Origin of the sequence: Dialister sp. UBA1703, from assembly GCA_002320515.1 — a bacterium.
In the GTDB taxonomy this organism is placed as follows: Bacteria; Bacillota; Negativicutes; order Veillonellales; family Dialisteraceae; genus Dialister.
In genome coordinates, this window is sequence record DCJJ01000086.1 from 89,027 (window position 1) to 97,355 (window position 8,329).

At 50.7% G+C, this 8,329-nt stretch carries 8 protein-coding genes; 2 read left to right on the forward strand and 6 right to left on the reverse strand.

Annotation, left to right across the window (positions count from 1 at the left end; genetic code table 11):
* Positions 1-289: 289 nt before the first annotated feature.
* The 5 genes from pyrE to B2Y11_RS04355 all read right to left on the reverse strand — a co-directional run bounded on the left by pyrE (position 290) and on the right by B2Y11_RS04355 (position 4,777).
* Entirely contained in the window at positions 290-877 is a 588-nt protein-coding gene (gene pyrE, locus B2Y11_RS04335; protein WP_291056650.1) for an orotate phosphoribosyltransferase, read from the reverse strand.
* The gene (gene pyrF, locus B2Y11_RS04340; RefSeq protein WP_291056653.1) at positions 874-1,614 is read right to left on the reverse strand and encodes an orotidine-5'-phosphate decarboxylase; all 741 of its coding nucleotides are present in this window, start codon (positions 1,612-1,614) and stop codon (positions 874-876) included. Before pyrF ends, pyrE begins: the two co-directional genes overlap by 4 nt.
* Before the next feature lie 325 nt (positions 1,615-1,939).
* Positions 1,940-2,875 (reverse strand): hypothetical protein, encoded by a 936-nt coding sequence (locus B2Y11_RS04345; protein WP_291056654.1) that lies wholly within the window; start codon positions 2,873-2,875, stop codon positions 1,940-1,942.
* 10 nt (positions 2,876-2,885) lie between these two features.
* On the reverse strand, positions 2,886-3,833 hold the full coding sequence (locus tag B2Y11_RS04350) for a phosphodiester glycosidase family protein (protein ID WP_291056657.1): 948 nt from the start codon (positions 3,831-3,833) through the stop codon (positions 2,886-2,888).
* Positions 3,834-3,883: 50 nt separating this feature from the next.
* The gene (locus B2Y11_RS04355; protein ID WP_291056659.1) at positions 3,884-4,777 is read right to left on the reverse strand and encodes a polysaccharide deacetylase family protein; all 894 of its coding nucleotides are present in this window, start codon (positions 4,775-4,777) and stop codon (positions 3,884-3,886) included.
* A gap of 344 nt (positions 4,778-5,121) precedes the next feature.
* Here B2Y11_RS04355 and B2Y11_RS04360 point away from each other — a divergent pair, with 344 nt between their 5' ends.
* Together B2Y11_RS04360 and B2Y11_RS04365 are read left to right on the forward strand one after the other, a co-directional pair.
* Positions 5,122-6,246 carry an N-acetylmuramoyl-L-alanine amidase family protein gene (locus B2Y11_RS04360; protein WP_291056662.1) on the forward strand — a complete coding sequence of 375 codons (1,125 nt, stop codon included), beginning with the start codon at positions 5,122-5,124 and terminating at the stop codon, positions 6,244-6,246.
* A gap of 12 nt (positions 6,247-6,258) precedes the next feature.
* Complete coding sequence (locus B2Y11_RS04365; protein WP_291056664.1) at positions 6,259-6,807, forward strand: GerMN domain-containing protein; 549 nt, start codon at positions 6,259-6,261, stop codon at positions 6,805-6,807.
* Positions 6,808-7,248: 441 nt separating this feature from the next.
* Here B2Y11_RS04365 and B2Y11_RS04370 read toward each other — a convergent pair whose 3' ends face one another.
* On the reverse strand, positions 7,249-8,067 hold the full coding sequence (locus B2Y11_RS04370) for a hypothetical protein (protein WP_291056667.1): 819 nt from the start codon (positions 8,065-8,067) through the stop codon (positions 7,249-7,251).
* Positions 8,068-8,329: the final 262 nt, after the last annotated feature.

The window sequence follows — 8,329 nt, forward strand, 5'->3', positions numbered from 1 at the left end:
ATATGAAATTCGATTCTGCGAATGAATCAGTGCTTCCTTAGTGCATGCCGCATATAAAGCAATCGGAATCAATACTAACCAGCGGGAAGGCTGCCATTTGGCAGTCTGTTCATCCTTAGAATCATTCCGTCCTGCAGCCTCGTGCACCCCTTCGCCACTTCGCGCCCCCCTCCACCCAAAGAGAACGCAGGGCGTTCCGTACTATCTTCCCCGCCCCCTCCCCTGCAATCCCACAATAAAAAGCTGCAGCGCCAGATGGCTCTACAGCTTTTTTGATTTCACAATTTCATTACTTCAGATGGTGGCTGCCCCGTTCTGTAATGGGAACGCCTGCCTTGCACAGGGGGCATTCTTCCGGTTTGTAGGTGGGAACGGTGAGGTGGAGAAGGGGGTATACCTTTTCCTTGGGAACGCCGAAGTCCGCCTTGCCGCCGGAGCGGTCTACGAAGAGGCCGATGCCTACGATGTCGCCTTTAGCCTCATTGACTACGTCCACCACTTCTTTGATGGAGCCGCCGGTGGTGACGATGTCTTCCACGATGAGCACCTTTTCTCCGGGAGCGATTTTGAAGCCGCGGCGCAGGGTCATCTTACCGTTTTCTCTTTCCGTGAAGATGGAGCGGACGCCCAGCAGACGGGCTGTTACCTGGGAAAGGATAATGCCGCCGGTAGCCGGCCCGATTACCGTTTCAATGCCCATGTCCTTGAAATGGCTGGCAAATTCCTGGCACAGCTTTTCCGTGTATTCCGGATGCTGGAGCACATTGAATTTTTCCACATACAGCGGGCTGTGAAGGCCGCTGGTGAGAAGGAAATGGCCTTCCAGAATGGCTTTTGTTTCTTTCAGCAAAGATTCAACTTCTTTTTCGTTCATCATGCATTCTCCTTTATTTCCTTTAAAATCAGGCGGGCTGCGGCGCAGGGATCAATGGCCTGGGTAATGGGGCGTCCAATAACCAGCATGGAGGAGCCGTCCTTGAAAGCTTCCGACGGGGTGGCAATACGCTTCTGGTCGTCGGTCTGGGCAAAAGAGGGACGAATGCCCGGAGTGACGATGAGAAAATCATCTCCTGCCATCTTGCGGATGGAAGATGCTTCTTTGGGAGAAGCTACCACGCCGTCTACGCCGGAATGTTTCGCCAGCTCTGCCAGTTCCAGTACATGGTCCTGGATAGGAAGATGACCTCCCACTTCCTGCCAGCCCTGGTCGTCAAAGCTGGTAAGTACGGTCACTGCCAGAATCTTCGGACGCTCTACGCCCAGCTCATCTGCCGTGATTTTGGCATAACGGGCTGCGGCCTGCATCATGGCCCTGCCGCCGCCGGCATGGACGGTAATCAGATTCACTCCCAGACGGGTAACGGAAGCCACACTGTGGCCTACGGTATTGGGAATATCATGAAGTTTCAGGTCCAGGAATACCTTTTTCCCATGTTCCTTCAGGTAGCGGATGGTTTCGCTGCCTGCGCTGTAGTACAGCTCCATGCCCACCTTGTAATAGGAAACCAGATCTCCCAGCTCATCCACCAGTTCCTTCATCTTGTCAAAAGAATCCACATCCAGCGCCACAATGAGCCGGTCATCGGCGGTGTAGACCTCTTCTTTCTCGTCCATTCACGCTCTCCCTTCCTGCTTGCAAATACTATGTATATCTGAAATATTATACCATTTCGAAGGGATTCTGACACCCTGTTTTTTTAGTAAAACAGGGATTGCTTCCGCCCCCTCCCAAGATGACAAAGCGGCGGGAGATTTCTCGGCTCAGAGCCTCTATAGAACAAAAGGCATGATCATCCATAACTATATGCAGCATCGCTCGAAATGACATTGAGGCAGAAAGCAGGCTGTCATTTGTCCAATTTCCGTGAAAATTTATGTATACAAAAGGGGCTGTGAAAAAATGTAAGTCATTTTTTCACAGCCCCTTTTTCAAAATTTTTTATTTATTTCCTGACTGGAGGGCTGCTTCCTTAATCATATGCATGGTTACGGAGCTGAATTCCACCGGTGCATCCAGGGCTTTCACTTCCTTGAAGCCTACGCCCAGTTTGCCGGTGTAGTAGGCTGTCACTTCGCCTTTGGTATTCACCTTGACAGCATAAATGGTCTTTTCTTCGTCCACGCCAACCAGGCGGAAAGCGCCGGGCGGGGAGATGACACGCCAGGAGCTGTCATCTCCGTTGAAGGTATAGAGGATGCCCTTCTGGCTGTCATCGTAGAAGAGGCGGTCCTTATCATAGTACACCGCAATCTTCCCGATATGGGATGTCTGGATGTAGATACGGCGGGTATCGTAGTTTGCGTCGGTGCGGTAAATACGATAGAGGCCTTTTCCTACTTCCATTTTCATATACACCGCATTGGTGGCGGTGGAGTAAGCCACATCCACGATTTTGGAATTTCTTGGAAGATCCCGAATGGGGGCGTCGGACTCATGGGTGGTGCCGTCGGGGTTGTAGCGGGCCAGGGTTACGTCCCAGCGGCCGCCCTTCCAGTGCGCCGGATAGAGGGCCATGAGGGCCAGGTTTCTGTCCGGCATCCATTCAAAGAAGGACACCCCCTGGTTCTTCAAATCCACCTTCTGGGGATTTCCCAGATCGTCGGCCTTATAAATGGTAACCGTATCGGCGGTTACGTCGGCCATGTACTTGTAGTCATGGGAATAATAGGCTTTCCCTTTGACGCTGACCTTGGCGAAAAGTTTCTTTCCTTCCTTTTCCGCCGCTTCCGCCATCTTGTCCTTGACGTCGGACATATCATAGTCGCCGCTGGAAAGGGGCGCAAAGAGGACACGGTCCATGTAGAGATAGGCGCCTGCCTGGATGCCCAGACCAAGGACGAAGCAGACTGCCAGCTGAACAAATTTCTTATTCACCCTGTCCTCCTTATTTCACAATAAATGCGGTAGGAATCATGCGCTCGCCCAGAAGGTCTGCCGGCTTGTTCACTACCTTGCCGTTATAGTAAAGGGTGGTGGAGGAGCCGCCGTCCAGGTTGGCTGCAATGTATGCGCCGTTTTCATAAAGAATATTCTGGGAATCCACAAGCGTGGCGCCGATGCTGTATCCCGGCTGCCTTCCGTCGATTACCAGGAAGAGGATGGTGCCATCCTTTTTCTGGCCGATGGCGGAACGGGGAGAAATGCCCCAGCCGCCGTCACCGCTTTTAATGACTTTCTGTCCGTTGATAATAAGCGGCGGTCCGAAGGTCAGCCCCTCCACGGCACCCAGGTCACGGAGCTCCTTCTTGTTATAGTTGCCGGCAATGAGGTTGCCGCTCTTGGTCATGCCTACAAAATCCACCTTTTCCTTGTCATCCACCTGCTGTCCCAGAAGGTACTTGCCCTTATGGAGGATAAATCCGTAGGGAAGACGGCCGGTGCCGGTGCCGTTTGGGTCATAGAAACCGCCGCCGTTAATGGCTGCCACCGCATTGTTCTTCTTGGCAATGCTGCTGGTGGTGTCCCCTTTTTCGTTAATATCTTCTGCCGTAGCTACTTCCACCCTGGTGGGGTTGGGAATTTCCAGAAGATAGCCTACGAAACGGGACGTTTCAATCTTCTTCAGGTTCAGGGTTGAATCGGTTCTTGGCTTAAAGGAAAATACTTTCTGCGTATCCGTCGTTTTCACCACGCCCAGAATCTGGTTCAGTTCATCCTGGGAATAGAGCCAGGTAATGTACTGGGGATGACGGGAGCGCATGATGGCCCCTACCACCGCCCGCTTCAGGTTGCCAAAGGGCCCGAAGAGAACCACCACCGGCGATGTAACGATGAAGAAGAGCAGTGTGATGATGATGAATTTGAAAATAAAGCTGTGAAATATGCGTCTCATTCTTGCTCCTAAAAAATGAAGAGTCCGACGGAGAAAAATTCATTCTCTCCTTATACCGGCGTGTAATTATCCTTATTCAGCCTTTCCGAGAAACGGGCCAGGGAAATATCATTTCCTACGTATACCCGCTTCAGTTCATAGGGATAGCTTCCCACATGGACACGGCCGGAATCGGTGGTTACTGCCATCTTAATGCCTGCCTTTTTGCAGATTTCCACCACCTGGTCATCATAGTCCCCGTAGGGATAGGCCAGCCAGGCATTATCAATGCCCAGATGGTACTTCAAAGCCTCATTGGCTTCCACGATTTCCTTCTCCTTTTCCTTGGCAGTAGCCAGATTATGGAGTTTCGGATGGGACAGGGTGTGGTTGGCAATGGTCACCGTATGGCTGTCAGCCATTTCCTTCAGCTGGTCCCAGGTCATGCGGTTGTAGGGCTTGCCTACGTCATCGGTGATGAGGAAGAGGGTCCAGGGGAACCCGTATTCCTTCATGAGAGGATACACAATGGTGTAGCTGTCAAGGTAGCCGTCATCGAAGGTAATGCATACCGGCTTTTCCGGAAGCGGCGCCCCTTTGGTAATATAGTCATACAGTTCCTGCATGGTAATGGGATGGTAGCCGTGGTCCCGGAGATAATTCATCTGCAGGCGGAGATTGGCTTCCGTCATGACGGCTGCGTTGTTTTGAATATCGCCGATCATGTGGTACATGAGGACGGACACCCCTTCCGGCACGCTGTAGGGTACGGAAGGATCCCTTTTCACATAGGCAACTCCCGGCTTCATCTGGGAATCAGCGGCAGCAGCGGAAACGGAAGATGAAGCAGCACTCTTCGCCTGTCCCGGCGCACATCCGGACAAAACAAAGGCAGACGAAGAAAGAAGCATCACCGCAGCAGCAGCGGCGGCAGCCTTTTTCCAACTATTTGGTAATAATTTCACTTAAAACTCCCCTTTTATCCATTTCAAAAGTAAAGTGTTTTCAGCAGCATAAAGCAAGCCCATTTTGGCAATATAAATTATTTTACTACGATTTACAGGCTTTTGCTATCAAAAGTAGAAATTTATCACAAAAAATGAGAATTTGTCATACGATATACATTTTTTGAATCCTACTCCTTTCCCTCTTTCCCGCCCTGATTTTCCCTGTCCTTCAAAAAAGGAGCCGTCCCTTGGGCAGTAGTGTTATAATATAAATTACCTGATGCATAAAAGCAGACAGGATATCATCTTCTCCCTGCTCTGTTTTCTGCCATGGCAGTTTAATTTTCAGAAAGGACAATATAATGATAAAGAGAATCATTCAATTATTTTTAATTCTTATTGCTTTTCTTCTCCTTCCCTCCGCCTCTCCCTCCCTGGCGAAGGATGCCCAGGTGACAGCCCTCCGCTGGACATCCCGCAATGACGGCGATCCTCCCTTCGTCCGCATTGCCATGGATCTGAACAAAGCCGTCCATGCGGAAGCGGCCATCGACAATCCCGGCAAAAATTTCGAGGTCATTTTAAGAAATACTTCCCTTGGCAAGGTAGCCACCCAGTATGACATGGACCCAAGGGCCATGGATCTGGTCACCCTGTCTGAAAAGGATGGTGACACCTATCTGGATGTAGCCCTCACCAAGCCCCAGAAAATTGATGACATCCGCGTCTTTGCCCTCCGTCCTGACGCAAAGATGAAAAAGCCCCACCGTCTGGTAGTGGATATTCCTGTTATCGGCGCCAAACAGACCTATAAAAAGAAAGCGGCCGCTCCCTCTTCTTCGGCTTCCCCTTCCTCCTACAAGAAACAGAGCTACAATGTGTCCTCCGATGCCAAAAGCGTACTGAAGGGCAAGGTTATCTGCATTGACCCCGGCCACGGCGGCACAGATGTAGGCGCCATCGGCCATATCGGCGGCAAAGAGGTATATGAAAAGAACATTACCCTTTCCATTGCCCTCCCCCTCCGGGATATGCTGAAATCCGCCGGCGCCAAAGTAGTAATGACAAGAGAAACCGATAAAGATGTATATGGCCCTTGGGCGGACGCAGACCCTGAGCTGCAGGCCCGCTGCGACGTGGCTAATGAAGCCCATGCAGATGCCTTCGTATCCATCCACATCGACTCCTTCTCCAACTCCTCTGTAGATGGCACCACCGCCTACTACAACGCCAAGAGCTCCAAAGACCTGCTGCTGGCCCAGATGATGCACCAGGCCACCATGAACTCCCTCTCCATTCCCGACAGAGGCGTAAAATCCAATGATTTCTACGTGAACGTGCATACCGCCATGCCCTCGGTCCTTATGGAAATGGGATTCATCACCAACGGTCACCGCGTGAAAATGCTGACCTCCACCTGGGGTCCCCGGGGCATTGCCCAGAGCCTCTTCAACGGACTGGTCAACTATTTCTCCGCCATTTCCTAAGGAGGCCCCCCGATGAATAAAAAAACAATTCTTTCCCTTCTGGCCGCCTCCGTCCTCACTGCCACCCTTACAGGCTGCTCGCCGGACAGCGGGGAACAGGCATCCCAAAGCCTTTCCCCCAAAGCAGCCTCCTCCCAGGCCGTCCTTCCTGCAGAAAAGGAATCTACCCTTCTCTATTACAAAGCTTCCGATGACGGCATGAAAATCATTCCTGTCACAAAGAAAGTAAAAGCAGGCAGCCGCACAGCCAAAACAGCAATGGAAGAAATGATCCGCACCGACCGGAAATCCAAATATCCCCTCCTCCCTGCGGGACTTACATTAAAAAATATTTCCGTGAAAGAAGGCACCGCCTATGTAAACTTCAGCAAAGAACTGAATGACATCAAAGGCTCCACCGGTGAATCCCTCTTCATTGCCATGACCGTGGACACCCTCACCGAATTCCCCAATATCAAACAGGTGGAAATCACGGCGGAAGGCAGGAAGCCAAAATTCCAGATGGATATGACAAAGCCCTTCAAGAGGGATGAAAGCTATATACAGATGGAAAAGAAATAATAATAAAAGGGGCTGTGAAAAAATGTAAATCATTTTTTCACAGCCCCTTTTGTATGCAGGTTTATGGAGTGTCGAAATGACGGTAATGGAAAGCGCCACTCCTGTCATTCGTCACCTTCCTGAATGCCCATAAGCTGCCTGCCGCTTCGTCATCTCGAGCGGAGCTGCATACCGCCATGGGTGAATTGTGTCCGGCATGATTGAAACTCTGAGCCTGGAGATCTCCTGCCGCGATGGGACTTGTACCACTTCAGAGGGAGATTTCGGGGCTCAGAGCCTCAATAGAACAAAAGGCATTATCACCCATAACTACATGCAGCATCGCTCGAAATGACGTAGAGGCAGGAAGCTGACTGTCATTTGGCCAATTTCCGTGAAAATTTATGTATTCAAAAGAGGCTGTGAAAAAATGTAAATCATTTTTTCACAGCCCCAGTTTCCTTATTTCTCTTCTTTTTCCAGTACTTCGATGTCTCCGTCAGCAAAGGCAGCGGGATAGGTATATTCCTTTTCCACTTCCTTGAATTTCACGGTCATATGGCCCTTGCTGATTTCCATAATAACCCCTTCTCCGTAGAGAGGAGAAATGACCAGGGTGCCAACGCCAAGGGAAATGAAGCGGGTATTGCCCCGATGGGTTTCTTTCGCCCGATGGGGAACCACCTTTTCCTTTTTCTCCGGTTTGGCCTGGGCCGGTACTGTATAGGTTCTTTCTTTGCCCCTGTGCGGCTCCGCCTTCTTTTCCTTCTTTACTTCCGGGAAAGCGCTCTTCAGAAGCTTGGCGGGGAGACCCCGGGGATACATGACATGTTCGCCGGTAGCTTCATAGGTCACGTACACGCCCCGTTCCGTAATCCGGCTCACAACGCCCTTTCCCAGTGTATCGTCCACCACTTCAAGGCCCACTTCCGCTTCTCTTTTGCGGGGTCTTATATCCCTGAGAGGAGCCTTTCCTTCTCCCGGCTGCACGTCAAAGGTAAATACCTTCCTGTCCATCGGTTTTCCAAGGGGCGCCGGTTTTCTTCCTGTTTCCGGAGCGTTCATCCGCTTCCTGCGGGGAATCACCTTTTCCACATCACCGAAGGCTACGGTAATTCCATCTTCCGTTACCTTCCGTACGATACCTACGCCCAGTCTGCGGTCTTCAAACTCTACACCCGGTTCCAGTTTCCGTTTAAACTTTCTGCCGGGAGCTCCTTTCCTGTCCCTGCGAAAAGGTTTTCTGCCGCCTTTGTGAAAAGGCTTCTTGTCGTTATCCATGTTTTCTCCTTACTTCAAGCTTAAGATATTTCGATTCTTTTTATTATACCAGTATTTGGCAAAGGTTCATAGGGCTCCCCAGGGGGAAGGTCTACGGGCCTGAAGACCAGGGGGCTTTGCCCTACAGAAAATAATTTTTATCATTCCGTTTCGCTTAAACAGACTGTATGGAAGCACTGATTAATTCATAGAGTCTGCTTTTATAAGTATTTTTATGCACTGCTTCGTCATGGGACTCCTTAAATAGCTCGCTATTCGCGTC

Coding starts and splice junctions, on each gene's coding strand:
- pyrE (WP_291056650.1), bottom strand. CDS start 877: ATGATGAACGAAAAAGAAGTTGAATCTTTGCTGAAAGAAACAAAAGCC.
- pyrF (WP_291056653.1), bottom strand. CDS start 1,614: ATGGACGAGAAAGAAGAGGTCTACACCGCCGATGACCGGCTCATTGTG.
- B2Y11_RS04350 (WP_291056657.1), bottom strand. CDS start 3,833: ATGAGACGCATATTTCACAGCTTTATTTTCAAATTCATCATCATCACA.
- B2Y11_RS04360 (WP_291056662.1), top strand. CDS start 5,122: ATGATAAAGAGAATCATTCAATTATTTTTAATTCTTATTGCTTTTCTT.
- B2Y11_RS04365 (WP_291056664.1), top strand. CDS start 6,259: ATGAATAAAAAAACAATTCTTTCCCTTCTGGCCGCCTCCGTCCTCACT.
- B2Y11_RS04370 (WP_291056667.1), bottom strand. CDS start 8,067: ATGGATAACGACAAGAAGCCTTTTCACAAAGGCGGCAGAAAACCTTTT.